The following is a 1,197-nucleotide window of genomic DNA, read 5'->3' on the forward strand; positions in this document are numbered from 1 at the left end:
ATGCACGACGGTGTCCAGCTGTTCATCCAAGGCGAAGTGCCCGGTGTCGAGCAGGTGCAGTTCAGCGGAGGGAAGATCATCGAGGTACGCGCGCGCCCCTGCTTCAGAAAAGAACTGATCGTTACGCCCCCACGGCACAAGCATGGGAGGCTGATGCTCGCGCATCCACGCTTGCCACACGGGGTACAGCACGACGTTGGACTGATAGTCATAAAGCAAATCAAGCATGATCTGGTCTCGTCCAGCTTGATCGAGCCAGTGTTGATCCAAGGTCCATACGTCCGGATCGACGGACTCTGGGTGTGCCGTTCCCTCGAGATGCTGGGAGCGTGTTGCGTCAGCTGTCAGCGCTCCACGGATAACCGGCTCCATCCCCTCGTGATTTATCCAGTACTGAACCACAGGCTGCATATTCGGCCCCAGCCCCACCTCATACGCGTTGCCATTTTGTGCGATGACCCCCTGAATCCAATTCGGATGCCGCGACGCGATGCGATACCCGATAGGAGCCCCAAAGTCGAAAACGTACATAAAGAACTCGTCGATGCCGAGGCTGACCAGAAACGCTTCCATGACCTCAGCGAGGTGATCGAAAGAGTAGACGAAGTCTCCGCCGCCGCTGCTCGAGGCGGGAGCGCTGCTGTAACCAAAACCCGGGTAATCCGGTGCGATGAGATGTACCCTATCGCTGAGCCGATCCATCAGGCGCGCATACTGGTGCGACGCAGCAGGGAAGCCATGCAGGAGTACGAGCGTCGGCGCATCCGCCGGACCCGCCTCCCGGAAGAAGATCTCTACCCCATCGACGGAAATGGTGCGATGGCGCACCCCCGTGAGCTGATCAGTTTCCGTTGTGAATTCGCCCATACTGTCCTCGCTTCACCCGTCCATGCCTACAATTCAGACTTGCACTGGCAGTAGCTCATGTCAATATAGCTACGAAGTGATGCCACCCTTACCATCCATGACGCAACAGAAGGTGACCACATCTGCGCGCCAACTCACTTCTATCCGGGCTGCGGCACAGACCGCCGACCTCCGACCGTGGTCGCCATCACCAATGCCAGCAAGCACAGAACGTGGGCACGTTCGCGTTGGTATCCATAGTGGTGGCCGCGCACGGCTAGATTCTCGTCAGGGCCTCGCCCTTATGCATCGCCACGTGATCGGTCGTGTCGCTCGTGATCTCGTACTGCG

The 1,197-nt window shown here is 58.6% G+C and carries 1 protein-coding gene; it reads right to left on the bottom strand.

The annotated features are described in order from the left end of the window. The coding region (locus tag CXY80_RS00050) for an alpha/beta fold hydrolase (RefSeq protein WP_104131109.1) at nt 1-867 on the bottom strand (867 nt) is incomplete at its 3' end. Nucleotides 868-1,197 lie beyond the last annotated feature (330 nt).

Origin of the sequence: Cryobacterium sp. M91 (assembly GCF_002929615.1) — a bacterium.
Taxonomy (GTDB): Bacteria; Actinomycetota; Actinomycetes; order Actinomycetales; family Microbacteriaceae; genus Cryobacterium; species Cryobacterium levicorallinum.